Annotated in this window: 25 protein-coding genes; 13 read left to right on the top strand and 12 right to left on the bottom strand. The window is 57.1% G+C overall.

The window, feature by feature from the left end:
* The first annotated feature begins 26 nt into the window (after nucleotides 1–26).
* A complete protein-coding gene (locus FHW04_RS10230; protein WP_089561620.1) occupies nucleotides 27–1,022 on the top strand; it encodes an acyltransferase in 996 nt (331 codons plus the stop codon).
* Here the strand turns inward: FHW04_RS10230 and FHW04_RS10225 are convergent.
* Together FHW04_RS10225 and yieH are read right to left on the bottom strand one after the other, a co-directional pair.
* Nucleotides 1,007–1,939, bottom strand: coding sequence for a GlxA family transcriptional regulator (locus FHW04_RS10225; RefSeq protein ID WP_089561621.1), 933 nt, complete (start codon nucleotides 1,937–1,939; stop codon nucleotides 1,007–1,009). The genes FHW04_RS10230 and FHW04_RS10225 overlap by 16 nt on opposite strands.
* Nucleotides 1,940–1,952: 13 nt before the next feature.
* Nucleotides 1,953–2,612 carry a 6-phosphogluconate phosphatase gene (gene yieH, locus FHW04_RS10220; RefSeq protein ID WP_069728629.1) on the bottom strand — a complete coding sequence of 220 codons (660 nt, stop codon included), beginning with the start codon at nucleotides 2,610–2,612 and terminating at the stop codon, nucleotides 1,953–1,955.
* 151 nt (nucleotides 2,613–2,763) lie between these two features.
* On the opposite strand from yieH, the gene FHW04_RS10215 reads away from it, so the two are divergent.
* Nucleotides 2,764–4,077 (top strand): NCS2 family permease, encoded by a 1,314-nt coding sequence (locus FHW04_RS10215; RefSeq protein ID WP_089561622.1) that lies wholly within the window; start codon nucleotides 2,764–2,766, stop codon nucleotides 4,075–4,077.
* 49 nt (nucleotides 4,078–4,126) lie between these two features.
* Here FHW04_RS10215 and FHW04_RS10210 read toward each other — a convergent pair whose 3' ends face one another.
* Nucleotides 4,127–4,903 carry a hydroxypyruvate isomerase family protein gene (locus FHW04_RS10210; protein WP_089561623.1) on the bottom strand — a complete coding sequence of 259 codons (777 nt, stop codon included), beginning with the start codon at nucleotides 4,901–4,903 and terminating at the stop codon, nucleotides 4,127–4,129.
* Between the two features lie 52 nt (nucleotides 4,904–4,955).
* A complete protein-coding gene (locus FHW04_RS10205) occupies nucleotides 4,956–6,275 on the bottom strand; it encodes an MFS transporter (RefSeq protein WP_094106096.1) in 1,320 nt (439 codons plus the stop codon).
* A gap of 615 nt (nucleotides 6,276–6,890) precedes the next feature.
* On the opposite strand from FHW04_RS10205, the gene FHW04_RS10200 reads away from it, so the two are divergent.
* Nucleotides 6,891–7,214 (top strand): FlxA-like family protein, encoded by a 324-nt coding sequence (locus tag FHW04_RS10200; RefSeq protein WP_089561624.1) that lies wholly within the window; start codon nucleotides 6,891–6,893, stop codon nucleotides 7,212–7,214.
* A gap of 221 nt (nucleotides 7,215–7,435) precedes the next feature.
* On the opposite strand, the gene FHW04_RS10195 is transcribed toward FHW04_RS10200, so the two are convergent.
* The 8 genes from FHW04_RS10195 to rpmH form a co-directional block, all read right to left on the bottom strand.
* On the bottom strand, nucleotides 7,436–8,278 hold the full coding sequence (locus FHW04_RS10195; RefSeq protein WP_089561625.1) for a sugar phosphate isomerase/epimerase family protein: 843 nt from the start codon (nucleotides 8,276–8,278) through the stop codon (nucleotides 7,436–7,438).
* A 319-nt stretch (nucleotides 8,279–8,597) separates the two neighbouring features.
* On the bottom strand, nucleotides 8,598–9,347 hold the full coding sequence (locus tag FHW04_RS10190; protein WP_089561626.1) for a 4'-phosphopantetheinyl transferase family protein: 750 nt from the start codon (nucleotides 9,345–9,347) through the stop codon (nucleotides 8,598–8,600).
* Between the two features lie 189 nt (nucleotides 9,348–9,536).
* A complete protein-coding gene (locus tag FHW04_RS10185) occupies nucleotides 9,537–10,127 on the bottom strand; it encodes a malonic semialdehyde reductase (RefSeq protein WP_089561627.1) in 591 nt (196 codons plus the stop codon).
* A gap of 294 nt (nucleotides 10,128–10,421) precedes the next feature.
* Nucleotides 10,422–11,786 carry a tRNA uridine-5-carboxymethylaminomethyl(34) synthesis GTPase MnmE gene (gene mnmE, locus FHW04_RS10180; protein WP_046289493.1) on the bottom strand — a complete coding sequence of 455 codons (1,365 nt, stop codon included), beginning with the start codon at nucleotides 11,784–11,786 and terminating at the stop codon, nucleotides 10,422–10,424.
* A gap of 91 nt (nucleotides 11,787–11,877) precedes the next feature.
* Nucleotides 11,878–13,524 (bottom strand): membrane protein insertase YidC, encoded by a 1,647-nt coding sequence (gene yidC, locus FHW04_RS10175; protein WP_031375182.1) that lies wholly within the window; start codon nucleotides 13,522–13,524, stop codon nucleotides 11,878–11,880.
* A gap of 2 nt (nucleotides 13,525–13,526) precedes the next feature.
* Nucleotides 13,527–13,784: a membrane protein insertion efficiency factor YidD gene (gene yidD, locus FHW04_RS10170; protein ID WP_072051038.1), complete on the bottom strand. Its 258-nt coding sequence runs from the start codon at nucleotides 13,782–13,784 to the stop codon at nucleotides 13,527–13,529.
* Entirely contained in the window at nucleotides 13,748–14,107 is a 360-nt protein-coding gene (gene rnpA, locus FHW04_RS10165) for a ribonuclease P protein component (RefSeq protein ID WP_008926396.1), read from the bottom strand. The genes yidD and rnpA overlap by 37 nt, the downstream gene beginning before the upstream one ends.
* Nucleotides 14,108–14,121: 14 nt before the next feature.
* Nucleotides 14,122–14,262, bottom strand: coding sequence for a 50S ribosomal protein L34 (rpmH, locus tag FHW04_RS10160; protein ID WP_003849659.1), 141 nt, complete (start codon nucleotides 14,260–14,262; stop codon nucleotides 14,122–14,124).
* 596 nt (nucleotides 14,263–14,858) lie between these two features.
* On the opposite strand from rpmH, the gene dnaA reads away from it, so the two are divergent.
* The 10 genes from dnaA to dgoD all read left to right on the top strand — a co-directional run bounded on the left by dnaA (nucleotide 14,859) and on the right by dgoD (nucleotide 26,227).
* The gene (dnaA, locus tag FHW04_RS10155; RefSeq protein ID WP_031375181.1) at nucleotides 14,859–16,271 is read left to right on the top strand and encodes a chromosomal replication initiator protein DnaA; all 1,413 of its coding nucleotides are present in this window, start codon (nucleotides 14,859–14,861) and stop codon (nucleotides 16,269–16,271) included.
* Nucleotides 16,272–16,275: 4 nt separating this feature from the next.
* Complete coding sequence (gene dnaN / locus FHW04_RS10150) at nucleotides 16,276–17,376, top strand: DNA polymerase III subunit beta (protein WP_031375180.1); 1,101 nt, start codon at nucleotides 16,276–16,278, stop codon at nucleotides 17,374–17,376.
* 303 nt (nucleotides 17,377–17,679) lie between these two features.
* Nucleotides 17,680–18,765 carry a DNA replication/repair protein RecF gene (recF, locus tag FHW04_RS10145; RefSeq protein WP_089561628.1) on the top strand — a complete coding sequence of 362 codons (1,086 nt, stop codon included), beginning with the start codon at nucleotides 17,680–17,682 and terminating at the stop codon, nucleotides 18,763–18,765.
* Between the two features lie 18 nt (nucleotides 18,766–18,783).
* A complete protein-coding gene (gyrB, locus tag FHW04_RS10140) occupies nucleotides 18,784–21,192 on the top strand; it encodes a DNA topoisomerase (ATP-hydrolyzing) subunit B (protein WP_031375178.1) in 2,409 nt (802 codons plus the stop codon).
* Between the two features lie 198 nt (nucleotides 21,193–21,390).
* Complete coding sequence (locus tag FHW04_RS10135; RefSeq protein WP_089561629.1) at nucleotides 21,391–21,870, top strand: YhcH/YjgK/YiaL family protein; 480 nt, start codon at nucleotides 21,391–21,393, stop codon at nucleotides 21,868–21,870.
* A gap of 100 nt (nucleotides 21,871–21,970) precedes the next feature.
* The gene (gene yidA, locus FHW04_RS10130) at nucleotides 21,971–22,780 is read left to right on the top strand and encodes a sugar-phosphatase (protein ID WP_089561630.1); all 810 of its coding nucleotides are present in this window, start codon (nucleotides 21,971–21,973) and stop codon (nucleotides 22,778–22,780) included.
* 130 nt (nucleotides 22,781–22,910) lie between these two features.
* On the top strand, nucleotides 22,911–23,609 hold the full coding sequence (locus FHW04_RS10125; RefSeq protein ID WP_089561631.1) for a FadR/GntR family transcriptional regulator: 699 nt from the start codon (nucleotides 22,911–22,913) through the stop codon (nucleotides 23,607–23,609).
* A complete protein-coding gene (locus FHW04_RS10120) occupies nucleotides 23,606–24,481 on the top strand; it encodes a 2-dehydro-3-deoxygalactonokinase (RefSeq protein ID WP_089561632.1) in 876 nt (291 codons plus the stop codon). The genes FHW04_RS10125 and FHW04_RS10120 overlap by 4 nt, the downstream gene beginning before the upstream one ends.
* Nucleotides 24,465–25,082, top strand: coding sequence for a 2-dehydro-3-deoxy-6-phosphogalactonate aldolase (locus tag FHW04_RS10115; protein ID WP_031375174.1), 618 nt, complete (start codon nucleotides 24,465–24,467; stop codon nucleotides 25,080–25,082). Before FHW04_RS10120 ends, FHW04_RS10115 begins: the two co-directional genes overlap by 17 nt.
* Nucleotides 25,079–26,227, top strand: coding sequence for a galactonate dehydratase (dgoD, locus tag FHW04_RS10110; protein WP_089561633.1), 1,149 nt, complete (start codon nucleotides 25,079–25,081; stop codon nucleotides 26,225–26,227). The genes FHW04_RS10115 and dgoD overlap by 4 nt, the downstream gene beginning before the upstream one ends.
* Nucleotides 26,228–26,251 lie beyond the last annotated feature (24 nt).

Below are 26,251 nucleotides of genomic sequence, written 5' to 3'. Positions count from 1 at the left end.
ACGGACGTTATGCGCAAGAGGACGCCATGCCGCAGAAGATTTACTGGATCGATAATTTACGCGCGGTTGCCTGCCTGATGGTGATCGTGATCCACACCACGACCTGGTATATCACCGGGCCGATGGCGGTCACCGGCACGTCGTGGGACGTCGCCAATCTGCTGAACTCCGCCTCGCGAGTCTGCGTGCCGCTGTTTTTCATGATCTCCGGCTACCTGTTTTTCGGCGAACGCAGCGCCCAGCCGCGTCATATGATCCGGCTGGTGCTGTGTCTGCTGTTCTACAGCGCGGTATCACTGGCGTATATCACCTGGCTGACGCCGATCAGTGAAGGCCGATCGATCCTGAAAATGCTGCAAAAACCGGTGTTTTATCACCTGTGGTTTTTCTTCGCGCTGATCGGTATCTATCTGATGTCGCCGCTGATTCAGGTGAAGTCGGTACAGGCGCGCTATGTGGCGCTGCTGGTGCTGGTGCTGGCGGTGCTGGCCAATCCGAACACCGTCAGTCAGTCGCTGGGGCCGTTTCACTTCCTGCCGGTCAATCTCTATGTCAGCGGCGACAGCATCTACTACCTGCTGTATGCGCTGTTAGGACGGGCTATCGGCACCATGGAGACAGAAAAACGCGGGCTGACACCCGCTGCTAGCGGGGTGTTTATCGCCTGTGTGATTGGCATTGCGCTCGGGACAAAGCAGGCGTTACGGGACAATGGCGCGTTTAACGACACCTGGTATCTCTACTGCGGACCGCTGGTCTTTATCGCAGCGATCAGCTTACTGCTGGTGTTTAAAAATGCCCTTAACCAGCGCGCGCTGCCGGGTTTATCGCTGATTGCGCGCTACTCTCTGCCGATCTACGGTTTTCACGCGCTGTTTATCCACTATCTGCGTACCCATCACTACGACGATATGTCGCGTCCGTGGTTCGATCTGCCGTGGGTATTCGGGGTGACGCTGGGCGGAAGCCTGCTACTGGCGATGGCGCTTAAACGCGTTGATAAACGTCACTTCGTCAGCTGATCGGCGTCACGCTGACAGGCGCGACGCAGCTGGCGCGCCGAGGAGAACCCGGCCGCCAGCGCCGCTTTCTCGGCTGATTTGCCCTGCTGCTGATGCTGGCGCGCAATGCTGACCCGCAGCTGTTCATGGTATTCGCGCACGCTGATGCCCAGATGCTGACGGAACAGCCGCGCCAGATGCCGACTGCTGACGTGCGCCCGTGCTGCCAGCTCGGTCAGCGACCAGCTGTACTCGGGATGGGCAATCATCGCATCCTGCGCCCGATGAACCGCCGGGTGCAGATGGTTACGATAACGCAGCCAGGGTGAAAGCTGCGGATCGTCACCGGCGCGGCGGAACCACACCACCATTTCACGTGCCACCGCCAGCGCGGTCGGCGTATCACACAGCTGATTAATCAGATGCAGCGCCAGATCGATGCCCGCCGTAATGCCGGCGCTGGTCCAGATATTGTCATGCCCGACAAACACCCGATTTTCATGCACCAGTGCCTGCGGCGCAGCCGCTTTCAGCCGATCGATGACCTCATGATGGGTAGTGCAGCGAATGCCATCCAGCAACCCCGCTTGCGCGGCCAGCAGCGCACCGGAACAGACGCAGACCAGCATCAGGGCCTGTGAATGCAGTGCTGCCTGCTGCTGCTTCAGCCACTGGCGCGCCTGTTGCGCTTCGGGCGTGGCGTAACAGATCCGCGAGTCATAAACACCAGGCACCACCAGCAGGCTGTCGGCAGGCAAACCTGCTGGTAACGGCTCAATCCCGCCGATGGTCATCCCGGTGGAGCAGATCACCTGCGGTTGCGGTCCAATGTAGCGCAGCACAAAGCGATCGCCCGCCAGCTTAAGCGCCTCCGCCGGGCCAGTCAGATCGAGCGCCATCACTCCAGGCAGGGTTAAAAACCAGACGGTCTGTTTCATCGGCTGGCCTGGATTACACCAGATCCCAGCCGCGGGCGCGCCACAGCGCGGGCAGGTCCGCCATGTTGTCGAATCGCGTGACCAGCGGATGATCCAGTTCCGGATTATGCGCATCGGCGCAGTAGTAGAACACCGGAATACCGGCGGCAATGCCGGCCCGCGCGCCCGCTTCAGAATCATCCACCAGAATGCAGCGCTCAATCGCGACCTGCATCTGCTCGGCAGCGTGGTACATCAGTTCCGGATCGGGCTTCCAGTGCAGAATGTCATAACCGCTGTAGAGGTGGTCAGCAAACAGCGGCAGCATGCCGGTTAAGCCCAGCGAGTGCTGCATCTTCTTCACCGTTCCGTTCGATACCACGCACATCGGCACTTTTATCTGTTCAACCAGCGCTTTGGCACCGTCGATCGGCTGCAGGTGCTGATCAAACAACTGCGCCACCTCGGCGCGGTAGGCGGTTTCCACCTCTTCCATCGGCAACGATTGCTGATGCGCCTCACCGACGTCGCGGATGATGTCGTACAATTTGACGCCTTTATACTGCTCAAACATCTGCTGCAGCGACAGGTCGATGCCATAGCGGGCGAAAGTATTGACGTAGGCCTGGGTGCAGAGCAGTTCGCTGTCCACCAGCGTGCCATCGCAATCGAAAAAGACGCATTCTACTGACATCAGACTCTATCCTTTGATTTTGTGGGAGTCCCTCACTCTACCGTACTGAGCGCAGATTGCGAGAGTGGCAATCGGTTGCGAAAAATCATTGTATTGGCCTGGCAAAATCGCCAGGATACGCGCCGATGAATTTTTCTTCTGGATGGATGGCATGAGCAAGCAAGGCCTTTTGCAGCGCATCTTCAAGCTGCAGGAACATGGCACCACGGTGCGCACCGAAGTGATCGCGGGTATGACCACCTTTCTTACGATGGTCTACATCGTCTTTGTGAACCCGCAGATCCTCGGCGTGGCCGGTATGGATACCCAGGCGGTGTTTGTCACCACCTGCCTGATTGCCGCCTTCGGCAGTATTCTGATGGGACTGTTTGCCAATCTGCCGGTCGCACTGGCCCCGGCAATGGGACTGAATGCCTTTTTCGCCTTTGTGGTGGTCGGCGCAATGGGTTATTCGTGGCAGGTCGGTATGGGGGCGATCTTCTGGGGCGCCGTCGGTCTGCTGATCCTGACGCTGCTGCGGGTGCGCTACTGGATGATTGCCAACATCCCGCTCAGCCTGCGCGTCGGCATCACCGCCGGGATTGGCCTGTTTATCGCTATGATGGGGCTGAAAAATGCCGGCATCATTGTGCCGAATCCCGATACGCTGGTGGCGGTAGGGAATCTGACTTCGCACAGCGTGCTGCTGGGCGCGCTGGGTTTCTTTATCATCGCTATTCTGGCGTCACGTAATATCCATGCAGCAGTATTGATTTCGATGGTAGTGACCACGGCGATTGGCTGGATGCTGGGCGACGTGAAGTTCGTTGGCCTGTTTTCTGCCCCGCCAGCCATCAGTTCGGTGGTCGGTCAGGTCGATATCAAAGGCGCCTTTAACATCGGCATGGCAGGCGTGATTTTCTCCTTTATGCTGGTCAATCTGTTCGACTCGTCGGGCACGCTGATCGGCGTAACTGACAAAGCCGGACTGACCGATGAAACCGGCACCTTCCCGCGCATGCAGCAGGCGCTGTATGTTGACAGCATCAGCTCGGTCAGTGGCGCGCTGGCGGGCACCTCCTCGGTCACCGCCTACATTGAAAGTAGCTCGGGCGTGGCGATTGGTGGCCGTACCGGACTGATGGCGGTGGTAACCGGCGTGCTGTTTTTGCTGGTGATGTTCCTGTCACCGCTGGCGGCGATGGTGCCAGGCTACGCCGCTGCCGGGGCGCTGATTTATGTCGGCGTACTGATGACCGCCAGCCTGTCGCGCGTGCGCTGGGATGATTTGACCGAATCGGTGCCCGCCTTTGTCACCGCCGCGATGATGCCGTTCAGCTTCTCAATCACCGAAGGGATTGCGCTGGGCTTTATCGCTTACTGCGTGATGAAGCTCGGCACCGGCCGCTGGCGTGAAATCAGCCCTTGCGTGGTGATTGTCGCGCTGATGTTCGTGCTGAAGATTGTGTTTATCGACGCACACTAAATGCTGCGATAACTGCATCAGGCCGCTCCCGTCAGGGTAGCGGCCTTTTTTATTTCAACACCCCGAGCTGACGCAGGTGGGCAAAGCTGGCATCCGTTGCGCCCTGTGGATGAAACTCAAGGCTGACCCAGCCGGGATAGTTGAGATTATCCAGCAGGGTAAACAGCCGCTCGAAATCGACCTCGCCGCTGCCGGGCTGGTGACGGCCAGGCACGTCCGCAATCTGGATATGTGCAATACGGTCAATAAAGGCGGGCAGCACCTGATAGGGATCTTCACCGGCACGCAGTGAATGCCAGAGATCGTACTGCACCGCCAGGTTGTCGCTGTCGATCTGGTCAAACAGCCGCACTGCCTGCTCCACCCCGGAGATCACCGCGCCGGGCACGTCGCCGTGATTGATCGGCTCCAGCACCAGCTGAATGTCGTGCGCCTTGAGCGCGCTGGCGGCCAGAGCAAAGTTTTCACGCAGGGTTGGCAGCGGATCGCCCTGACCGGCGGCCGGTCCTGACGGACAGTTAATGCGCGGCGGTTTCAGCTGCTGACCATAGCTCACCGCCTGATCGATAGCCCGGCGGAACTCATCACGCCGCGCCGGTTGCGCCGCGAATCCGCGGTCACCTGCATCCCAGTCACCCAGCGGCATGTTAAACAGCACCAGCTGCTGCTGGTTGCGATCCAGCGCCTGCTGGATATCGGCGCTCTCCAGGCCATAGGGGAAGAAAAATTCAACCGCCTGAAATCCGGCCTCAGCGGCGCGGTCGAAGCGTTCATAAAACGGATATTCGGTATAGAGCATGGTCAGATTAGCGGCGAAACGAAGCATATTCTCTCCTGATAAGATGTCGCCCGGCAGCCTCGCCGCCAGGCGAGTGCGGTTAGCTGACTTGAGTGCTGCCGGCCGGCAGCGGCGCGGTCGGCGGCGCAAAACGGATAAACAGCGTGCCAATTACGTAAAGCGCGGCGCACAGGGTAAAGAAGGTCAGTACGCCGCCGTATCCGCCGGTGAGTTGCAGGATCAGACCGGCGAGAATCGGCACCAGAATGCCGCCCACGCTGCCGGCCATATTCATAAAGCCGCCGACCAGCCCAGCGCGCGCCGGATGGGCGATCAGCGCCGGGATACTCCAGTAGATACTGCCGCCGCCGGTCAGGAAGAAGGAGGCAACCGACAGCATCGCCACTGCGGTAATCGGATTCGCCACGTCCGGCAACGCAAAGAAGATCAGCAGCGTAACGCCGCCCGACAGTGCAATCAGGCTTTTCACCACCGTGCCGTGCTGATAGCCGCGCTTCACCAGCGCATCGACGGCGAATCCGGCCCCCAGCGATCCGGCAGCACCCAGCATAAAAATCACAAAGGTGGCATTACCGATGGAGCGCAAATCGAAGCCGCGTGCCTGCGCCAGATAGCTGGGTCCCCATGTCATCAGGCCAAAGTAGATCATCGCCCAGGTGGCCCGGCCAAACATCAGGCCACACAGCGACCGCCAGTCAACGCCCGGACCGGCGGGCGGCGGCGCATCCGGCGCCACACCGTCGTCACGACCCTGCCGTATCAGCGCCATTTCGGCGGCGTTAACCCGAGGGTCCTCTTCCGGGCGATCGCGCAGCTTGTACCACGCCAGTAGCGCCAGCGACATGCTGAACAGACCGGCGACAATAAACGCCAGCCGCCATGAGTCGAGCATGTCGATCAGGTAGGCGATGATCAGTCCGCCAAACGCCACACCCAGCGGGCTGCCGCAATCCATGATGGCCGCGCCGCGTCCGCGTTCCGATTTGGGCATCCAGCTGGCATTCATTTTGCCGCCAGAGGGCGAAATCGGCGTTTCTGCCACGCCCAGCGCGATGCGGGCAAAGATTAGCGACAGTCCACCGGTTGCCAGCGCCAGTCCAATCTGGCTGAGGCCCCACAGTATGCTGGAGAAGGTCAGCACCTTACGCGGGCCAAAGCGATCCAGCGCCCAGCCGCCTGGCACCTGTAACAGCGCATAGGACCAGAAAAAACTGCTGAGAATCAGCCCCTGCATGGCAGGCGACAGATGGAACTCATCCTTGATGAACGGAATACCGATTGAGAGCGTGATACGGTCCATCAGGTTGACCGCCAGCAGGAAAAACAGCACGGCGAAAATGCGCCAGCGAACCCGGGTAGGCTGGGACGCGGCATCGGAATCAGGGTGTAACGCTTGCATAACTTTCTCCCGCTTGTCAGTGGCGATGCCGGGTAAATCCCGGACACTGAACATATGTTCATTAACATATCTTATGTTTAGACATTAAAGCGGATCCTGTGAGAAAAGATTTGCGGCAGCTCACACTTCAGTAAATTTAGCTTTAGTATAGAAGGGAAAAACAGGGAGTCGCCCATGGCGATATGATAATTTACCTTTAATAATCAAAGATAAAAAAACAGAGCTTGCTTCTGGCGGACAAAAAACAATAAGACCTGCTTTATTAACATCAGAAAAGGCTTATTACAAATGTTTAAATAATAAACATATGAACATAGCCAATAGCGCACCTGTGGCATCAAAGCACATCTGTCTGTCATCCCGGTAAAGAGGAGGGTCCTCTGCGGTACGATCGCGCATCGCCGCGATCCCGATTGCGGAATATTGCTTCTTCGCGGACGCGGATCTGCGCGCCGCTAAGCGTCGGGCCCGGACCAGTTTATGACTGAAATCTCCCGGTGATCCAATCAACATTTCGTCCAGTCATCGCGAATAACCAGATGATTTTTTTATCTTATTCGCTGCGGTGCCGATAATTTATATGTTATCTACTTCAGGACATAACAAGGAAAAACCATGACATCAATAAACTCTGGCGCATTCAACCCTGATAATTCTGGTAGCACAACCCTCTCTCAAATCAACCACATCACCCGCAATATCGACAAATTGATGACTGAGCTGATAAGCGTAAAGAACGGCACGGCCGGTAGTTCACAAAAACAGCGTCAGCAAAAGATCGAATCACAGATTCGACAGCTCCAGACACAGCTATTAGAGCTGGAGCATAAAAAGTCGAGTGACATGACCCGGAAACATCAGCAGGAAAAACAGGCGAGCAGCACGGCTGAGGCTCAAAAAATTAAGAGAGAGAAAAAGCAGGTTAATCTTTATATCTGATGTTGTTTCCAGCTTACCGGTGATAGACGATTTCGGCAGTTGCGGCCGCTCATAACGGCGGGTCGCCATTCTTTTCAGGCAAAACGGAGCACTCGCCAGGACAGGCGAAAATTTGTTCATTCAACGCGGGAAAGTAAGAGAAGCGTTGAAGGCGCAGCGGTAGATCCCCCGATGCGCAAATCATGAGCCGACCATTACCCGTTAAGTCAGTGGCAACGCGGTTACCAGCCCAGCATTTTTTCCAGCGCCAGCCGCGAACGAATTAACACCTCAAGGCTGATGGCCGGATCAACCGGCTGGTCAGCCCGCTGCGGCCAGCTATCGGGCTGGCGATGCATCCGCAGGGGGATCTCCAGGCTGGCCGGAATCTCATTTTCCGCCAGCGCCTGAAGCAGCGGCGCATAATTCAGTTCACCCTCTCCAATCGGCGGGAAATGGTATTCCCCGTTCAGCCGCATCACATCTTTAATGTGGCAATGCCGGGCACCAGGCAGCATCGTCAGCGCCTCGGCGATAGGATCCTGCTGTGGGCAGAGCGATACCATGTTGCCGGGATCGAGGTTAAATGCCACTGCCGGATGGCTGACCGCTTCCAGCAGCGCGAAGCCATCCTCAGCCACGGCAAAGGCGTCATAATCCGGATCGCCTCCATTCTCGATACACAAAATGCAGCCAGCCTCTTCGGCAATCGGTGCCATCTGCCGCAGGTTTTCAATTAACGCAGCACGATTATCGCGTCGGGCAGTGCAGGCATTGAGATAACGAGCACCAATCAGCCGGGCGAAGGCCACCCGCAGCCGGAATTGTTCCACTGCATCCGGCGCGGCCAGGTTAATGGTGCAGCCAAGCGCGTGCATCTTCAGGCCCGTCTGCTGTTTAAGATCGTTGATGCGGGCGGCATTCTCCTGACCAAACAGGGCCGGATCGAGTTGGCCCACATAACCCTGATTGTAAGCCAGCTCAATGTAAGCGAACCCCGCCGCACGCACGGTCTGGAAGGCAACTTCCGGCGGATGCCCATCGAACATGGCGCTGTTCACGCCCAGCTTCATTTTTTCCATCATCGTCTCCTTAAGACGTTAGCTATGACGCCAGCTTCAGCGCTTTTCATCCAAACTTTACAAACGTTCAATACCGATTCTTATGTTCAAAGATATAGAGCAAAGCATGCCAGGGTGAAGTGATGACGGTCACAAAAAAAAGCGTAACCCGTATCGGCAGACAGAGTTGCGGGCAGGGTCACATCGGGGTAAAGGTGATTAGTCTCAACAGGATTCGGAGCAGACGGTCAGCCGAAGCCTGCGCAGCTGGTCACAATGAACAAATGACTTATCTATGCGCTTATGAACAGAAGCTTAAGCGCTCGCGAACCGCAGCATTCCGTCAGATTTCAGGATGCACGCTGCGTTCATTGGGCAGGCTGGTCAGCCGCAGGGTGCGGGGACCAATATTCGGTTTACTCATTTCCACTTCACGTAAGGCGATCCACTGATGGTCGTTATCCATCTCCCACAGATGCAGGCGCTGGGTCGCGGGCGAGAGCGCGCAGGACCAGACCAGCATTGGTTCAGCATCGCATACCACCTGGATATCGGGATAGAGCGATGAACGCAGACGGCCTGCGCCCGGCAGCAGCCGCAGCGAATCGAGCCCCGCTTCACGCTCGCCGGTCAGCTTGAGCAGGCTCTGGCGCAGCGTCCAGATTTGCGTTACCGCTTCGATAAAATCCTGCTGGGCATTAATCCAGGCGATCTCCCCGGAGGTTAATCCCTGCATTAATTGTTCCTGAGTCTGGCGACTGCGGGCCCGCACGATTTCCATGTCCAGGCCGGCGCGGCCGCCCTCTTCAGCCAGCAGCACGCCGGCCGTATTGCCGGCATAAGCGATGCTGAAATCAGGCAGATCGGGGTCAGCAAAAGCGGGGCGTCCATGGCAATCGGTGGTCAGGCGCGGCAGCGTGTTAATGCCATAAACCCGCAGCATCAGCTGGGCCAGCAGCGTACGCGCGGCCAGAAAACGCCCACGGCGCTTATCAGCAAACTGCTGTGCCGTATCAATAATATGCTGGGGAATGCGCATATCTTGTGCAGAGAAGTCGGGGTTACCCGTCCAGCGTACAAAATGACCAGCCATCTGTCGCTCCGTGAAAATGGTCAGATAATCATCAGCTGCATTGTAAGAATTTTCTTAACTTAATGCATCCGGCACAACACAGAATGAACCAAATTAGGAATAGGATGAGCGATCTGGCTAGTTTCGCGGCGGTGAAAATTCAGTCGGGTCAGAATAAGCGTCGCGACGGGCATCGCGACGCCAGCGGCATCAGGCGAACCGGCACGCCTGTTCAAAACTGAGGCGCGGCAGACGCGGGTGCAGTTTTGACGTCTCGCCATAGCCGAGGTTAATCAGCAGGTTAACCTGATACTGACTATCAGCAAAGAACGCCTCATTTACCTTCGCCGGATCAAAACCGGACATCGGGCCAGCATCCAGTCCCAGCGAGCGGGCCGCCAGGATCAGGTACCCGGCCTGCAGGCTGCTGTTACGAAAAGCGGTCTCTTTCGCCGCTTCCGGGCTGCCGGTAAACCAGCTGCGGGCATCGGCATGCGGGAATAGCGCAGGCAGTTGCTCGTAAAATTCGCGGTCCCAGGCGACGATCACCGTGACGGGCGCACTCATGGTTTTTTCGAGGTTGCCGGAAGAGAGCGCCGGTTTCAGCTTCTCTTTACCTTCCGCCGACGTCACGAAAACAAAGCGGGCGGGCGAGCAGTTAGCCGAGGTCGGGCCCAGCGCCGTTAAGCTATACAGCTGTTCCAGCAGGGCGTTGTCGACCGGCTTCGCCTGCCAGTAACTGTGGGTGCGGGCGTCGGTAAACAGCGTGTTCAGTGCGGCAGTGTCAAGCGGTGTACTCATGCAACTCTCCTGTTTCAGGCAAAAAATTTCGCCCAAGGGTGACCACGAATAGGGGTTCGCTGCCGGCGTGATGCCGCGACGGCGGCAGATAATAGCGTTTATCAGACGGGACAAATCACGACCATCCGCCGTCGATCATCAGGTCGGCGCTCTGACCGTTATACGGCAATGCCGGGCCGCCGCAAAATAACATATCAGCAAGAATCACCGCAGGTGCGCAGTAAAGTGAAAGCGTGAAAGCGGGGAAAGGCGCCGGTCCGATAAGGACGCACTATCGGACCGGCAAAAGCGAGGTTATTTACCGATACAGAAGCTGGAGAAGATGCGGCCCAGCAGATCATCCGAGGTGAACTCGCCGGTAATCTCACTCAGCGCCTGCTGAGCCAGGCGAAGTTCTTCTGCCAGCAGCTCACCAGCCCAGGCACCCAGCAGCTGCGCTTTGCCCTGCAGCAGGTGCGTCGCTGCTAACTCCAGCGCCTGCAGATGACGACGGCGCGCCAGGAAGCCGCCTTCCATATTGCCGGCGAACCCCATGCTCTGCTTCAGGTGATCGCGCAGTTCATCAACCCCGGTGCTGGTGCGTGCCGACAGCCGAATCACTGCGTGGCCATTTATCTCTGTCAGGCCTGGCTGTTCACCGGTGACGTCGGCTTTATTGCGCACCACGGTAATCGGTAACTCAGGCGGCAGGCGTGAAACAAAGTCGGGCCAGATGGCCGCGGCTTCGGTCGCGTCGGTGGTAGTGCCATCGACCATAAACAGCACCCGGTCAGCCTGCTCAATCTCCTGCCAGGCGCGCTCAATACCGATGCGCTCGACTTCATCGCTGGCCTCACGCAAACCGGCGGTATCGATGATATGCAGTGGCATGCCATCAATATGAATATGTTCACGCAATACGTCGCGCGTGGTGCCGGCAATGTCGGTGACAATCGCCGCGTCACGACCCGCCAGCGCATTCAGCAGGCTCGATTTGCCCGCGTTAGGCCGACCCGCAATCACCACCTTCATCCCTTCACGCAGCAGGCTACCCTGGCGCGCCTCAGCCCGTACGCCATCGAGATCGGCGATCACCGCATTCAGCTGCGCTTCGATTTTGCCGTCAGAGAGGAAGTCGATCTCCTCATCCGGGAAGTCAATAGCTGCTTCAACGTAGATGCGCAGATGAGTCAGGGCTTCCACCAGTTGATTGACGCGGGTGGAGAATACCCCCTGCAGCGAATTGACCGCAGAACGGGCCGCCTGCTCTGAGCTGGCATCGATCAGATCGGCTATCGCCTCGGCCTGCGCCAGGTCGAGCTTATCGTTGAGAAACGCGCGCTCTGAAAACTCACCCGGCTGGGCGATGCGTACGCCGGGCAGCGCCACGATGCGTTTCAGCAACAGATCGAGGATCACCGGACCGCCGTGGCCCTGCAGCTCCAGCACATCTTCACCGGTAAACGAGTTAGGCCCCGGAAACCACAGCGCAATGCCCTGATCCAGTACGCTGCCGTCAGCATCGGTAAACGGCAGATAGTCGGCATAACGCGGCTTAGGCAGTTTGCCCAGCAGCTGCTGCGCCACCTCGGCTGCACGGGCACCGGAGATGCGCAAAATACCTACGCCGCCGCGTCCGGGCGGCGTAGCCTGGGCAACAATGGTATCGCTGTGGCTCATAAATTCTCTCTCGCTACAAAAAACAAAGGCGGTCGCTTTGACCGCCTGAGGATAGACCGTTTAGGGCGGGATCGCTCCCGCTTTACATCGCTTAGGCTTTCTTCTTGTCGCGGCTATGCAGACCACGTTTTTCCAGGCCGCGATAAATCAGCTGCTGCTGGAGAATGGTAACCAGGTTGCTGACGATGTAGTACAGCACCAGACCTGACGGGAACCACAGGAAGAACACGGTGAAAATCACCGGCATGTAGGTCATGATCTTCTGCTGCATCGGATCGGTCACGGTGGTCGGTGACATCTTCTGAATGAAGAACATGGTAATGCCCATCAGAATCGGCAGGATGTAGTACGGGTCCTGCGCGGACAGGTCATGGATCCACAGCACAAACGGCGCGTGACGCAGTTCAACAGAACCTGACAGCATGTAATACAGTGCCAGGAAGATCGGCATCTGGATTACCAGCGGCAGACAGCCACCCAGCGGATTGACCTTCTCTGCTTTATACAGCGCCATCATTTCCTGGCTCTGCTTCTGCTTGTCATCACCCAGACGTTCACGCATCGCCTGAATCTTCGGCTGCAGCATGCGCATCTTCGCCATCGAGGTGTACTGCGCTTTGGTGAGCGGGTACATGATGCCACGCACGATAAAGGTGATCACGATAATGGAGAAGCCCCAGTTACCGATGAAGCTGTGGATAAATTTCAGCAGCTTGAACAGCGGCTGAGAGATAAACCACAACCAGCCGTAATCGACGGTCAGATCAAGGTGCGGCGCAATGGCTGCCATCTTGTCCTGAATTTCCGGACCGACCCACAGGGTTGCACCGAGGTTCTGCTGTGCGCCTGCGGCAATGGTCACCGGCGCAGATTTGTAGCCAATCGCCGCCACGCCATTACCCAGGTTGCTGGTGTAAAGGGTGTTGGTGCCATCGGTACGCGGAACCCATGCGGTGGCAAAGTACTGCTGCAGCATCGCCACCCAGCCGTTGCTGGTGGTGGTGTTCAGGTTCTCGTTATCCGCGATATTGTCGAATTTGTACTTCTCATATTTCGAATCGCTGGTGGAGTACGCCGCGCCACGGAAGGTATGCAGTGCAAAGTTGTTGCTGCCGGTATCACGGTGCTTCGGCAGATCAATGGTCTGCTTCAGCTGGCCAAACAGCGACACTTCCAGCGGCTGCTGAGTGGTGTTGTTGACATGATAATCGACGTTAACCGCATATTCGCCACGCTTGAAGACGAAGGTTTTGGTGTAAACCACGCCGTTTTCAGCGGTATAGGTCATCGGCACACGCAGCTCGGACTGGCCTTCCGCCATTTCGAAGTGATCCTGCGTGGTGGTGAACAAAGGACGCGCGCCGTTGTTCGGGTTGTCCGGGCCATTACGACCGGTCAAACCACTCTGTGCCTGATAAAGGAACGATGGCGTCGTTTCAAGCAGCTGGAACGGCTGGTCGGAACCCAGTTTGTCCGGGAAAGTCAGCAGCTGTGCTTGTTCAACATCACCGCCGCGGGTGTTGATATTTAATGACAGGACATCAGTCTTAACGGTGATCGTCTGGCCCTGACCGCTGGCCGGTACACCCTGACTGGCGGCATCACCCGCTACGCTGTTAGTGTTTTGTGTGGTCTGCGTCTGCTGTGGCTGCGGAGCGTGGTCCGTCTGCCAGGCTTGCCAGATCATAAAAGACACGAACAGAAAAGCGATGAGAAAGAGATTGCGTTGCGAATCCATCGTTAATGTTCTCTGGTATCAAAGGTTTTTGGCGGCACAGGATCGTCACCACCCGGGTTCAAAGGGTGGCATTTTAATACGCGTTTTAACGTCAACCAACTGCCTTTTATCACGCCAAACCTGCGTAACGCCTCAATTCCGTATTGAGAGCAGGTCGGATGAAACCGACAGTGTGGGCCCAGTAATGGACTGATGCCGCGTTGATAGACGCGTATCAGGACGATCAGGAGCCGCGCGCCAGGCGACAGTGACGACGCCATAATTTCTCCAACGCTTCCGCCAGCATACGGTTATCCAGATCGGCAACCCCTTTCTTCGCCACCACCACGAAGTCCATCGACGGCAGTTCATGTTGACGCAGACGAAAGCTTTCGCGGGTCAATCGCTTGATCCGGTTACGTTCGTGGGCGCGTTTCACATGTTTTTTAGCGACGGTGAGACCGATGCGGGGATGCCCCAGCGCGTTAAGGCGGCCGAGAATAGTAATTTGCGGCGTGCCAGCCCGTTGTGGCTGCTGGAAGACGAAAGTGAAATGAGTGGGAGTTAACAAGCGTAACTCCCTGGGAAATGCGAGCTTACCCATCAGGGCTAGCTTTATTACTTAGAAACGGTCAGACGAGAACGGCCTTTAGCACGACGACGTGCCAGAACCTGACGACCATTTTTTGTAGCCATACGAGCACGGAAACCGTGTGAACGGTTGCGCTTCAGTACGGACGGTTGAAAAGTGCGTTTCATGGCGGTTTCTACCTAAACTTGAAAATTTTCACTGGGTGACGCGTTTCGGGCCAATAAATCGACCGACGCCTCAATGTGTCTTTAATAAAGAGGCGGGATTGTAATAATTGTACAGTCCCGAGTCAATTTACTTCGCGTGTCGCAGTACCTGGAAACACGGATACAGCCCGCTGAGTCCGGGCATTGGGCTTAACGCGACAACGCCGGGTGACGAATTATACGGGCTCCCGGTTAAAGCGCAAGGATCGCGCCGGATCTTATTGCGATCAAATTGGCGGATCGTGGGGATAAAACGAGAAGTCACCCGAAAATCTGACGCATTCAGCCAGATTCCTGCTGGTTTTTCCCGCAACTGGCGTAAACTTCTCTGCGCGCCTTTCGCCTGTGGATAAAAAGGATCAAAACTGTGTAGAAAGGGAAGATCTCTGTCTCGCTTTGCGCTATGATCCGCCCTTCCGCTGACGATCCTCCGGTGATTGCAGGACGGAAAACCGCTGATAGCGGTCGCAGGCGCTTTCTTACGTCTGTGTCAAAAATGAACGTTTCTTAGAGTAACGCCTACTATTCTTATCGAATTTGTACGAGTGGAGTCCGCCGTGTCACTTACGCTTTGGCAACAGTGTCTTGCCCGTTTGCAGGATGAGCTTCCTGCCACCGAATTCAGCATGTGGATTCGTCCACTACAGGCTGAGTTAAACGACAATACGCTTGCCTTGTATGCTCCAAATCGCTTCGTACTCGACTGGGTTCGGGACAAATACCTCAATAGCATTAACGCATTACTGAATGAATTCTGCGGTCCGAACGTACCGTTATTGCGTTTTGAAGTGGGTACACGCCCGGTTCAGCAAACTGCCGCCGTCAGCCAGCCGGTGATGGCCAGCGTCAGCGCGCCTGCTATCCCGGTACAGAGCCATATCCGTCCGGCCCCGACGCAGATCATGCGTCCAAGCTGGGATAACGTGCCGGCACCCGCTGATGTGACCTACCGTTCGAATGTGAATAACCGCCATAACTTCGATAACTTCGTCGAAGGTAAATCTAACCAGCTGGCGCGCGCGGCGGCACGCCAGGTGGCAGATAATCCGGGCGGCGCGTACAACCCGTTGTTCCTGTATGGCGGCACCGGCCTGGGGAAAACCCACCTGCTGCACGCGGTAGGCAACGGCATTATTGCGCGTAAACCCAATGCTAAAGTGGTTTACATGCACTCAGAGCGCTTCGTCCAGGACATGGTTAAGGCGTTGCAGAACAATGCGATCGAAGAATTTAAGCGCTACTACCGTTCGGTCGATGCGCTGCTGATCGATGATATTCAGTTCTTCGCCAATAAAGAGCGTTCGCAGGAAGAGTTCTTCCACACCTTTAATGCCTTATTGGAAGGCAATCAGCAGATCATCCTGACCTCAGATCGTTATCCAAAAGAGATCAACGGGGTGGAAGATCGTCTGAAGTCGCGTTTTGGCTGGGGATTAACGGTAGCGATCGAGCCGCCTGAACTGGAAACGCGCGTGGCGATCCTGATGAAAAAGGCCGACGAGAATGATATTCGTCTGCCGGGTGAAGTCGCCTTCTTTATTGCCAAGCGTTTACGCTCCAACGTCCGTGAGCTGGAAGGCGCGCTGAATCGCGTGATCGCCAACGCCAATTTTACCGGCCGGGCGATCACCATCGACTTCGTGCGCGAAGCGCTGCGCGATCTGCTGGCGCTGCAGGAAAAGCTGGTCACCATTGATAATATTCAGAAGACCGTGGCTGAGTACTACAAAATTAAGGTCGCGGATCTGCTGTCCAAACGCCGTTCGCGTTCGGTAGCCCGTCCGCGCCAGATGGCGATGGCGATGGCAAAAGAGCTGACTAACCATAGCTTGCCAGAAATCGGCGATGCCTTTGGCGGACGCGACCACACGACGGTGCTTCACGCCTGCCGCAAGATTGAGCAGCTGCGTGAAGAGAGCCACGATATCAAAGAAGATTTCTCTAATCTCATCAGAACATTATCTTCCTGACGCTATGAAATTTATTGTTGAACGTGAGCAGTTACTGAAGCCGCTGCAACAGGTGAGCGGCCCGCTAGGGGGTCGCCCGACGCTGCCGATTCTTGGAAACCTGCTGTTGCAGGTGACAGAAGGTACGCTGTTGCTGACCGGTACCGATTTAGAAATGGAGATGGTGGCGCGCGTTGCCCTGACGCAGGCCCATGAGCCTGGAGCAACCACCGTGCCCGCGCGGAAATTCCTCGATATCTGTCGCGGATTGCCGGAAGGCGCGGAGATCACGCTGTCACTGGAAGGCGATCGCATGTTAGTGCGTTCAGGCCGCAGCCGCTTCTCGCTGTCGACCCTGCCCGCCAGCGACTTCCCGAATCTGGATGACTGGCAGAGTGAGGTTGAATTCACCCTGCCGCAGGCGACGCTGAAACGACTGATCGAAGCGACTCAGTTCTCAATGGCGCATCAGGATGTTCGCTACTACCTCAACGGGATGATGTTTGAAACCGAAGGGGAAGAGCTGCGCACCGTGGCTACCGACGGTCACCGTCTGGCGGTCTGTTCAATGCCGATCGGTCAGGCACTGCCGAGTCACTCGGTGATTGTGCCGCGTAAAGGGGTGATTGAGCTGCTGCGACTGCTGGATGGCGGCGATACGCCGCTGCAGGTGCAAATCGGCGGCAGCAATATCCGCGCGCACGTCGGCGACTTTATCTTTACGTCGAAGCTGGTCGATGGTCGTTTCCCTGACTATCGCCGCGTATTGCCGAAGAATCCCGATAAAGCGCTGGAAGCCGGCTGCGATCTGTTAAAGCAGGCATTTGCCCGCGCAGCGATTCTGTCGAATGAGAAGTTCCGCGGCGTTCGCCTCTATATCACCGAAAATCAGCTGAAAATCACCGCCAATAACCCTGAACAGGAAGAAGCGGAAGAGATGCTGGATGTCAGCTACAACGGCACCGAACTGGAGATCGGCTTTAACGTCAGTTACGTGCTGGATGTGCTGAACGCCCTGAAGTGTGAAAATGTTCGTCTGCTGCTGACCGACTCGGTGTCGAGCGTGCAGATTGAGGATGTGGCGAGTCCCGCGGCAGCCTATGTCGTCATGCCCATGCGCTTGTAGAATATATCGGCCTGGCTTACTTGCCATTCTGATTCCGGGCAGTGCTCGCCCCTGGTCACATACTTCAGTATGCTCCCAGGGCCTGCGCGCTTCTTGTAGAATATATCGGCCTGGCTTACTTGCTACGTTGCGCCCCGGCAGTGCTCGCCATCCTCACGTACTTCAGTACGCTCCGGAGGCGGGGCGCAACGTAGTTGCGACGCCGACGGCCTGGTGACTGAGGTATCGGGCAAACCTGCTTTGCCGTTGACGCCCTGGATCGCCAGGCCCAAAATTTTATTGCCCTTCACGCTGGATTGATTCATGGCTTTAACCCGCCTCCTTATCAAAGATTTTCGTAATATTGAGCAGGCTGACCTGCAGCTGGCACCCGGCTTTAATTTCCTGGTCGGCGCCAACGGCAGCGGTAAAACCAGCGTATTAGAGGCGATTTACACCCTGGGCCACGGTCGGGCGTTTCGCAGCCTGCAGGCGGGCCGCGTGATCCGTCACGACGAAGCAGCCTTTGTGCTGCATGGCCGGCTGGAAGGTAAAGAGCGGGAGATTTCTGTCGGGCTGACCAAAAACCGCGCCGGTGACAGTAAAGTACGCATTGACGGCAGCGACGGCCACAAAGTGGCTGAACTGGCGCAGCTGTTACCGATGCAGTTAATCACGCCGGAAGGGTTTACTTTGCTCAATGGCGGCCCCAAATACCGTAGAGCCTACGTCGACTGGGGCTGCTTTCATAATACGCCCGGTTTTTTCAACGCCTGGAGCAACCTGCGCCGCCTGTTAAAACAGCGCAACGCCGCCCTGCGCCAGGTCTCACGTTACAGTCAGATTCGTCCCTGGGACCAGGAACTGGTGCCGCTGGCTGAACAGATAAGCCAGTGGCGCGCCGAATACAGCGCGGCGATTTCGGCGGAGATTACTGCCACCTGCCGCCAGTTCCTGCCCGAGTTTGAGCTGCGCTTTTCATTTCAGCGCGGCTGGGACAAAGAGAGCGATTACGGCGAACTGCTGGAACGCAACTTTGAGCGCGATCGCGCCCTGACCTACACCGCCAGCGGGCCGCATAAAGCCGATTTTCGTATTCGGGCTGAAGGGACGCCGGTGGAAGATTTACTCTCACGCGGGCAGCTAAAACTGCTGATGTGTGCATTGCGTCTGGCGCAGGGCGAGTTCCTGACAAGCCAGAGCGGACGCCGTTGTGTTTACCTGATCGATGACTTTGCTTCTGAGCTGGATGACAGCCGCCGACGCCTGCTGGCAGAGCGGTTAAAAGCCACCGAGGCGCAGGTGTTTGTCAGCGCTATTTCTGCCGAGCATGTAATCGACATGACCGACGAAAAGGGCAAGATGTTCCGCGTGGAACAGGGTAAAATAGCGGTTCAACCTGAAGATTAAAATGAGCGAGAAACGTTGATGTCGAATTCTTATGACTCCTCAAGTATCAAAGTCCTGAAGGGGCTTGATGCGGTACGCAAACGCCCGGGCATGTATATCGGCGATACCGATGACGGTACCGGTCTGCATCACATGGTATTCGAGGTCGTGGATAACGCAATCGACGAAGCGCTCGCTGGTCACTGTAGTGACATCGTGGTCACCATTCATGCGGATAACTCCGTTTCGGTGCAGGATGATGGACGCGGCATTCCAACCGGCATTCACGAAGAAGAAGGCATTTCCGCCGCTGAAGTGATCATGACGGTGCTGCATGCGGGCGGTAAGTTCGACGATAACTCCTATAAAGTCTCCGGCGGTCTGCATGGCGTCGGTGTCTCGGTGGTTAACGCCCTGTCACAGAAGCTGGAGCTGACCATTCGTCGCGAAGGCAAAGTACACCAGCAGGTCTACGTCCATGGCGTGCCGCAGGCACCGCTGTCGGTGACCGGCGAGACCGATTTGACCGGTACCCGTGTGCGCTTCTGGCCAAGCCACGAAACCTTTACCAACGTGCGCGATTTTGAGTATGACATCCTGGCGAAACGCCTGCGTGAACTGTCGTTCCTCAACTCCGGCGTGTCGATTCGTCTGGAAGATAAGCGTGACGGCAAGTCTGATCACTTCCATTACGAAGGCGGCATCCGGGCATTCGTTGAATACCTCAACAAAAACAAAACCCCGATTCACCCAACCGTGTTCTATTTCTCTACCGAGAAAGATGGCATCGGTGTGGAAGTGGCGCTGCAGTGGAACGATGGCTTCCAGGAAAACATCTACTGCTTCACCAACAACATCCCACAGCGTGACGGCGGTACCCACCTTGCGGGCTTCCGTGCGGCGATGACCCGTACCCTGAATGCCTACATGGATAAAGAGGGTTACAGCAAGAAAGCCAAAGTCAGCGCCACCGGTGACGATGCGCGTGAAGGTCTGATCGCAGTGGTTTCGGTGAAAGTGCCGGATCCAAAATTCTCTTCACAGACCAAAGACAAACTGGTTTCGTCTGAAGTGAAATCAGCGGTTGAACAGCAGATGAACGAACTGCTGGCGGAATACCTGCTGGAAAATCCGGGTGACGCAAAAATCGTGGTCGGCAAAATCATCGACGCAGCGCGCGCCCGTGAAGCCGCACGTCGTGCCCGTGAAATGACCCGTCGTAAAGGCGCGCTGGACCTGGCGGGTCTGCCAGGCAAACTGGCAGATTGCCAGGAGCGCGACCCGGCGCTGTCTGAAATCTACCTGGTGGAGGGTGACTCCGCTGGCGGTTCGGCCAAACAGGGCCGTAACCGTAAGAATCAGGCGATTCTGCCGCTGAAAGGTAAGATCCTTAACGTTGAGAAAGCGCGCTTCGACAAAATGCTCGCCTCGCAGGAAGTGGCCACGCTGATTACCGCGCTCGGTTGCGGCATTGGTCGCGACGAGTACAACCCGGACAAGCTGCGCTATCACAGCATCATCATCATGACCGATGCCGATGTCGATGGTTCGCACATCCGTACGCTGCTGCTGACTTTCTTCTACCGTCAGATGCCGGAAATCATCGAGCGCGGCCACGTTTATATCGCGCAGCCGCCGCTGTATAAAGTGAAGAAAGGCAAGCAGGAGCAGTACATCAAAGATGACGACGCGATGGATCAATACCAGATCGCTATCGCGCTTGATGGTGCCACGCTGCACACTAATGCCAGCGCCCCGGCCCTGGCTGGTGAGCCGCTGGAGACGCTGGTCTCTGACTTCAACAGCACCCAGAAGATGATCAAGCGTATGGAGCGCCGTTATCCGGTTGCCCTGCTGCGCGCGCTGATTTATCACGACACGCTGAGCGATCTGAGCAATGAAGCAGAAGTGACCCGCTGGCTGAACAGCCTGGTGAGCTATCTCACTGAGCGCGAAGCGCACGGTAGTACCTATCTGGCGCAGGTGCGTGAAAACCGCGAGCTGAACCTGTTCGAACCGGTGCTGCGCGTCCGTACCCACGGTGTGGATACTGATTATCCGCTGGAAGCCGATTTCATCCAGGGTCCTGAGTACCGCAAAATCTGTGGCCTCGGCGACAAGCTGCGTGGCCTGCTGGAAGAGGATGCTTACATTGAACGTGGCGAGCGTCGTCAACCGGTAGCCAGCTTCGAGCAGGCGATTGAGTGGCTGGTGAAAGAGTCGCGTCGCGGCCTCTCGGTACAGCGCTACAAAGGTCTGGGCGAGATGAACCCTGAACAGCTGTGGGAAACCACCATGGATCCGGATAGCCGTCGTATGCTGCGCGTTACCATTAAAGATGCGATTGGCGCTGACCAGCTATTTACTACCCTGATGGGCGATGCGGTTGAACCGCGCCGTGCCTTCATCGAAGAGAATGCGCTGAAAGCCGCCAATATCGATATCTAATCGGCTGCTGACGTCACAGGCCATCACGCAAGTGATGGCCTTTTTTTTGCCCTGCACAGTCCGATACTCGCAGACGAGGGCACCGCGTTGCCTGCAGGCTGCGATCGCGATCACTTTTTAGCGGCGGGCCCTCCCTTACTCTTGCTTCTCTTCGCGCCTCTGCGGGCGCACTATGCTTTTCAGACAGGGAGTTACACCATGATTATTTGCGATCGTCTCGACTGGGCCACAGAACGTCACGCCTTTCATCCGGTCATTGACCAGGCGATAAGCTGGATTGCTGAGACAGATTTTAGCCAGCTTGAAAGCGGGAAATACCCGATCCTCGCGGACGACAAAATGTTCTGTCTGGTGCAGGAGATGATGACCGAGCCGGCCAGCGCCCGGCGGGCAGAATCCCACGTCAGCTACATCGACATCCAGTACCTGCTGGCTGGCGTAGAGAATATCGGCGTGGCTCGCGCGCACCCGGAGCATGTGGTGACCGAAGATTTTATCCAGCAGCGTGACGTGGTTTTTTATCAGCAGACGATAAACGAGTCGATGATCACCCTGATGCCCGGCATGTTTGCACTGTTCTTCCCGCATGACGTTCATCGTCCCTGCTGCGCGCCCGCCGAACCGGCCCTGATTCGAAAAGCCGTGATTAAAATCCATCGCGATCTGTTTACCGGCTGAGGTCCGGCCGTCAGTCATTTGTCATCGCTTGCCGCTAAACTGGTCAATGTGAGCTGAATCGCGCTAGCATTGAACAAAACCCAGACGCAACGAGGACCCTATGTCTATTAAATTGATCGCTATCGATATGGATGGCACCCTGCTTAATCCGCAACATGAAATCACGCCGGGCGTGAAATCCGCTCTGGATCGCGCCCGCCAGCAGGGGGTCTCGATTGTGCTAACCACCGGCCGGCCGTTTGTCGGTATCCAGCGCTACCTGATGGAGCTGGATATGCAGACGCCCGGTCAGTACGCAATCAGCAACAACGGTGCGCTGGTCCATCAGGCCGAAGATGGCGAATGCGTAGCGGAAGTGACGCTGACCTTTGACGACTACCTCTACATTGAGCAGCTGGCGCGTGAGCTGGGCGTGCATTTCCAGGCGTTCGACAAGTCCCACCTCTATACGCCAAATAAAGACATCAGTGAATACACCATTCATGAAGCCAGCCTGACCGGGATTCCGGTACGCTACCGCGCCGTTGAAGAGATGGATCGCGCCACCCGCTTTCCGAAACTGATGATGATCGACCGGCCTGCCCTGCTGGATGCGGCCATTGCCCGTCTGCCCGAACAGGCGCGCCAGACTTACACCATTCTGAAGAGTGCGCCTTACTACCTCGAAATTCTCGATCGTCGGGTTAACAAGGGCCAGGGCGTCAGAATGCTGGCTGAGAAGCTTGGGCTGAAGCAGGAAGAAGTAATGGCGATTGGCGATCAGGAAAATGATCTGGCGATGATTGAGTATGCCGGCACCGGAGTAGCGATGGGTAATGCCATTGATTCGGTTAAGGAAATCGCCCAGTTCGTGACTAAAACCAATATGGAAGATGGCGTAGCACACGCGATTGAAGAGCTGGTGCTGTAATCGTCTGTTTTCTTGCTGGCAGGCTGCAGCGCAACAGATTGTCTGTTTTGTGATCAGGATTGTAGTACGACCTTGATAGGTGGTACTACAATTTTTGCTCAGGCATTGGCCGGGCAAAGGAACACAGACAGTGGAAAAGCAGGACGTCAGCAAAACCGATCGGATTCTTTTAACGCTGGGCGAAGAGATTGTCTCCGGTCAGTTTGTGGCGGGTCAGCCGTTGCCCGCCGAGGCGGACCTGTGCGAACGGTTCGCCACCTCCCGTAATATCATCCGCGAAGTTTATCGCTCGCTAACCGCGAAACGACTGATTGAAATTAAGCGTTATCGCGGCGCTTTCGTCACCCCGCATCAGCACTGGAACTTCCTCGACAGTGACGTCCTGCAATGGTCGTTAAAGCACAATCACGATCCACAACTCATCGCCGCGATGAACGATGTGCGGGTGCTGGTCGAGCCGCAGCTGGCGCGCTGGTCAGCCGAACGCGCCACCTCGCAGGATCTAGCCGCTATCGAGCTGGCGCTCAACGATATGATCGCCCGGCACAACGATCGTGACGCCTTTAACGAAGCCGATATGCGCTACCACGAGGCGCTGCTGGCTTCGGTTCACAATCCGATTCTGCAACAGCTCAGTATCGCCCTGGTTCAGCTGCAGAAAGCGGTTTTTGCCCGCACCTACCGCGCCGATCGCGACAATATGCCGCAAACCCTGCGTGAACATCAGAACCTGTTCGATGCCATTCGCCATCAGGATGGTGCCGCCGCAGAAGCGGCGGCACGCGCCATGATTGCCAGCTCAACCCAACGCCTGAAGGAGATCGTGTGAGCCACTATATCGCTCTCGACTGGGGCTCGACCAACCTGCGCGCCTGGTACTACCGCGACGGCGACGCTGTTGAGAGCCGACGTTCAGAAGCGGGCGTCACCCGCTTAAACGGCCGCAGCCACCAGCAGGTGTTCGATGAGATAACCCACGGCTGGCCGGTGAATGCGGTGCCGGTGGTGATGGCGGGCATGGTGGGTAGCAACGCCGGCTGGAAGGCCGCGCCCTATCTTCCCTGCCCGCTGACGCTGGACTCCCTCGCGACGCAGCTGACCGCAGCCGGTGAAAATCGCTGGATCGTGCCGGGATTAAGCGTCAGCCGCCGTGACAATCACAACGTGATGCGCGGTGAAGAGACCCAGCTGCTGGGGGCGCAAACCCTGGCACCGGCGGAACTGATCGTGATGCCCGGTACCCATTCCAAGTGGGTGAAATGCGAAGCGCGCCGGGTGATCGATTTCCGCACCGTGATGACCGGCGAACTGCATCATCTGCTGCTGAACCACGCCCTGATCGGGACCGGTTTACCTCAACAGCAGCCGGATGCGGCGGCCTTTCAGCGCGGGCTGGAAACAGGCATCAACGATCCGTCCCTGCTGGCGCGCCTGTTTGAAGTGCGGGCGCAGCATCTGCTGGGTGCGCTGGCCCCCGGGTCGGTCAGCGATTTCCTCTCCGGTTTGTTGATCGGACATGAAGTCGCCAGTCAGGCGGCGCAGTCGGCGCTGAGTGGTCCGGTGACGCTGATTGCCAGTGAAGCACTGGCCCAGCGTTATCAGGCGGCTTTTGCCCTGCTCAATATCCCGCTGCAATGGCTGGCAGGCGATAGTGCCTTCCAGCAAGGAATAAGGAGAATTGTCGATGACCTTGCCCTTTAAGCTGCCGCTGATCGCCATCCTGCGCGGCATCCGGCCGGACGAAGCCGGGGCGCACGTTAGCGCCCTGATTGAGTGCGGTTTTGACAGTATTGAAGTGCCGCTCAACTCGCCCGACTGGCAGCAGACCCTGCCGCAGCTGGTACGTCAGTTTGGTGATCGGGCCATGATTGGTGCCGGAACGGTGCTGAACGTCGCGCAGGTCAACGCCGTTGCGGCAGCAGGTGCCCGCCTGCTGGTGACGCCGAATACCGATGCAGAGGTGATTGCCGGGGCAGTCCGGCAGCAGATCTGGACGGCCATCGGCTGCGCCACCGCCAGTGAAGCCTTTACCGCGCTAAACGCAGGGGCCCATGCGCTGAAAATTTTCCCGGCATCGGCTTTTGGGCCCGCCTATATCAAGGCGATCAAAGCCGTATTGCCGCCGGAGGTGCCGCTGTTCGCAGTAGGTGGTGTGACGCCAGAAAACCTGGCGGACTATCTGGCGGCGGGCTGCGTCGGTGCCGGACTGGGCAGTGACCTGTACCGCGCCGGTCAGCCGCTGTCGCGCACCGTGGAAAAAGCTGAGGCTTTTATTGCTGCTTATAAGGATGCCGTACGATGAAAATCACAAAACTCACCACTTACCGCCTGCCGCCACGCTGGATGTTCCTGAAAATTGAAACCGATGAAGGCGTCTGCGGCTGGGGCGAGCCGGTAATCGAAGGCCGGGCGCGCAGCGTCGAAGCGGCGGTGCATGAACTGGGCGATGCACTCATCGGTCAGGACCCGGCGCGCATTAACGACTTGTGGCAGGTGATGTACCGGGGCGGTTTCTATCGCGGCGGTCCGATCCTGATGAGCGCCATTGCCGGTATCGATCAGGCGTTATGGGATATCAAAGGCAAAACGCTCGGCGTCCCGGTCTGGCAACTGCTTGGCGGTCTGGTACGCGACCGGATGAAAGCCTACAGCTGGGTTGGCGGCGATCGTCCCGCCGATGTGATTGCCGGGATTCAAACGCTGCGCGCCATCGGCATCGATACCTTCAAGCTCAACGGCTGCGCCGAAATGAGCCTGATCGATAACAGCCGCGCGGTGGATGAGGCGGTCAATACCGTGGCGCAAATCCGCGAAGTCTTTGGCAATCAGATTGAATTCGGCCTCGATTTTCATGGCCGGGTCAGCGCGCCGATGGCGAAAATATTGATCAAAGAACTGGAGCCCTATCGGCCGCTGTTTATTGAAGAGCCGGTGCTGGCCGAGCAGGCAGAATACTATCCGCGCCTCGCCGCGCAAACCCACATTCCGATTGCCGCAGGCGAACGCATGTACTCCCGCTTCGAGTTTAAGCGGGTGCTGGCAGCGGGCGGACTGGCAATCGTGCAGCCCGATCTCTCCCATGCTGGCGGCATCACGGAATGCGTCAGGATTGCCGCGATGGCAGAGGCTTACGATGTCGGGCTGGCACCGCACTGCCCGCTCGGACCGCTGGCGCTGGCCGCCTGTCTGCAGGTCGATTTTGTCTCGCATAACGCCATATTCCAGGAACAGAGCATGGGCATTCACTATAATCAGGGAGCGGAACTGCTTGATTATGTTGTCAATAAAGCTGATTTCGCCATGCACAATGGCAGCTTTGCGCCGCTGAACCGGCCAGGTCTCGGGGTTGAGATCGATGAAGCGCTGGTGATTGAACGCAGCCTTGATGCCCCAGACTGGCGCAACCCATTGTGGCGGCACGCTGACGGCGCCGTTGCCGAATGGTAACGTTTGCCGCTTTTCAGTAGCAGC

The organism is Pantoea sp. AN62 (assembly GCF_050432985.1).
In the GTDB taxonomy this organism is placed as follows: Bacteria; Pseudomonadota; Gammaproteobacteria; order Enterobacterales; family Enterobacteriaceae; genus Pantoea; species Pantoea brenneri.
Note: the sequence above shows the minus strand (reverse complement) of the source record. Positions and strands in the feature narration are given on the sequence as shown.

Bases quoted from the DNA above. Each gene is read 5' to 3' on its own strand.
- FHW04_RS10185 (WP_089561627.1), bottom strand. From the start codon at position 10,127: ATGAGTACACCGCTTGACACTGCCGCACTGAACACGCTGTTTACCGAC.
- dnaN (WP_031375180.1), top strand. From the start codon at position 16,276: ATGAAATTTATTGTTGAACGTGAGCAGTTACTGAAGCCGCTGCAACAG.
- rpmH (WP_003849659.1), bottom strand. From the start codon at position 14,262: ATGAAACGCACTTTTCAACCGTCCGTACTGAAGCGCAACCGTTCACAC.
- FHW04_RS10225 (WP_089561621.1), bottom strand. From the start codon at position 1,939: ATGAAACAGACCGTCTGGTTTTTAACCCTGCCTGGAGTGATGGCGCTC.
- yidA (WP_089561630.1), top strand. From the start codon at position 21,971: ATGTCTATTAAATTGATCGCTATCGATATGGATGGCACCCTGCTTAAT.
- yidC (WP_031375182.1), bottom strand. From the start codon at position 13,524: ATGGATTCGCAACGCAATCTCTTTCTCATCGCTTTTCTGTTCGTGTCT.
- FHW04_RS10135 (WP_089561629.1), top strand. From the start codon at position 21,391: ATGATTATTTGCGATCGTCTCGACTGGGCCACAGAACGTCACGCCTTT.
- FHW04_RS10195 (WP_089561625.1), bottom strand. From the start codon at position 8,278: ATGATGGAAAAAATGAAGCTGGGCGTGAACAGCGCCATGTTCGATGGG.
- mnmE (WP_046289493.1), bottom strand. From the start codon at position 11,786: ATGAGCCACAGCGATACCATTGTTGCCCAGGCTACGCCGCCCGGACGC.
- FHW04_RS10115 (WP_031375174.1), top strand. From the start codon at position 24,465: ATGACCTTGCCCTTTAAGCTGCCGCTGATCGCCATCCTGCGCGGCATC.
- FHW04_RS10200 (WP_089561624.1), top strand. From the start codon at position 6,891: ATGACATCAATAAACTCTGGCGCATTCAACCCTGATAATTCTGGTAGC.
- yieH (WP_069728629.1), bottom strand. From the start codon at position 2,612: ATGTCAGTAGAATGCGTCTTTTTCGATTGCGATGGCACGCTGGTGGAC.
- FHW04_RS10210 (WP_089561623.1), bottom strand. From the start codon at position 4,903: ATGCTTCGTTTCGCCGCTAATCTGACCATGCTCTATACCGAATATCCG.
- FHW04_RS10215 (WP_089561622.1), top strand. From the start codon at position 2,764: ATGAGCAAGCAAGGCCTTTTGCAGCGCATCTTCAAGCTGCAGGAACAT.
- gyrB (WP_031375178.1), top strand. From the start codon at position 18,784: ATGTCGAATTCTTATGACTCCTCAAGTATCAAAGTCCTGAAGGGGCTT.
- dgoD (WP_089561633.1), top strand. From the start codon at position 25,079: ATGAAAATCACAAAACTCACCACTTACCGCCTGCCGCCACGCTGGATG.
- FHW04_RS10190 (WP_089561626.1), bottom strand. From the start codon at position 9,347: ATGGCTGGTCATTTTGTACGCTGGACGGGTAACCCCGACTTCTCTGCA.
- FHW04_RS10205 (WP_094106096.1), bottom strand. From the start codon at position 6,275: ATGCAAGCGTTACACCCTGATTCCGATGCCGCGTCCCAGCCTACCCGG.
- yidD (WP_072051038.1), bottom strand. From the start codon at position 13,784: ATGGCGTCGTCACTGTCGCCTGGCGCGCGGCTCCTGATCGTCCTGATA.
- recF (WP_089561628.1), top strand. From the start codon at position 17,680: ATGGCTTTAACCCGCCTCCTTATCAAAGATTTTCGTAATATTGAGCAG.
- rnpA (WP_008926396.1), bottom strand. From the start codon at position 14,107: ATGGGTAAGCTCGCATTTCCCAGGGAGTTACGCTTGTTAACTCCCACT.
- FHW04_RS10230 (WP_089561620.1), top strand. From the start codon at position 27: ATGCCGCAGAAGATTTACTGGATCGATAATTTACGCGCGGTTGCCTGC.